Origin of the sequence: Micromonospora sp. AB353, from assembly GCF_049538395.1 — a bacterium.
Lineage (GTDB): Bacteria > Actinomycetota > Actinomycetes > Mycobacteriales > Micromonosporaceae > Micromonospora > Micromonospora aurantiaca.
Window position 1 is genome coordinate 1 of record NZ_JBMVFV010000178.1, and the last position, 1,167, is coordinate 1,167.

Annotated in this window: 1 pseudogene; it reads left to right on the forward strand. The window is 71.3% G+C overall.

Going from position 1 to position 1,167, the window contains the following annotated elements:
- Positions 1 to 48: 48 nt before the first annotated feature.
- A pseudogene (locus ACPCK6_RS29565) lies at positions 49 to 1,167 on the forward strand (type I polyketide synthase); the annotation flags it as partial.

The window sequence follows — 1,167 nt, forward strand, 5'->3', positions numbered from 1 at the left end:
CACGAGCAGGTCTCCGGGCAGATCACCGCCCGCCAGACGGCGGTGCTCACCGCCGGCACCGACGAGCCGATCGCGATCGTGGGCATGGCCTGCCGCTACCCCGGTGGCGTCGATAGTCCGGACCAGCTGTGGGCGTTGCTGGCCGGCGGCGGCGACGGGATCTCGGAGTTCCCCACCGATCGCGGCTGGGACCTGGAGAGCCTGTTCGACCCGGACCCGGAGCACAGCGGTACGTCGTACACGCGCCATGGTGGTTTCCTGTACGGGGCGGCGGAGTTCGACCCGGGCTTCTTCGGGATCTCGCCGCGCGAGGCTCTGGCGATGGATCCGCAGCAGCGGTTGCTGCTGGAGGCGTCGTGGGAGTCGTTCGAGTCGGCGGGGCTTGATCCGCAGCGGCTTCGGGGCAGCCGGACGGGTGTGTTCGCCGGTGTCATGTACCACGACTACGCCTCCCGCCTGATGGACCTGCCGCCGGACGCCGAGGGCTTCGTCGGCACGGGCACGTCGGGCAGCGTGCTGTCCGGTCGGGTCGCCTACACCTTCGGGCTCGAGGGCCCGGCGGTCACTGTCGACACCGCTTGTTCTTCCAGCCTCGTCGCACTGCACCTCGCCGCGCAGGCGTTGCGTTCTGGCGAGTGCGACCTGGCGTTGGCCGGTGGTGTGACGGTGATGGCGACGCCGGGGACGTTCATCGAGTTCTCCCGTCAGCGCGGCCTGTCGGCCGACGGCCGCTGCAAGTCGTTCGCGGCGTCCGCCGACGGCACCGGCTGGTCCGAGGGCGTCGGCGTGCTGCTCGTGGAGCGGCTGTCGGACGCACGGCGCAACGGGCACCGCGTGCTGGCGGTGGTACGTGGCACGGCCGTGAACCAGGACGGTGCGTCGAACGGGCTGACCGCGCCGAACGGTCCGTCGCAGCAGCGGGTGATCCGCCAGGCCCTGGCGAACGCGCGCCTGTCCCCGGCGGACGTGGATGCCGTGGAGGCGCACGGCACGGGCACGACGCTGGGTGATCCGATCGAGGCGCAGGCGTTGCTGGCGACGTACGGGCAGGAGCGTCCGCAGGATCGGCCGTTGCTGTTGGGGTCGGTGAAGTCGAACATCGGGCACACGCAGGCCGCGGCCGGTGTGGCCGGTGTGATCAAGATGGTCATGGCGATGCGCCACGGC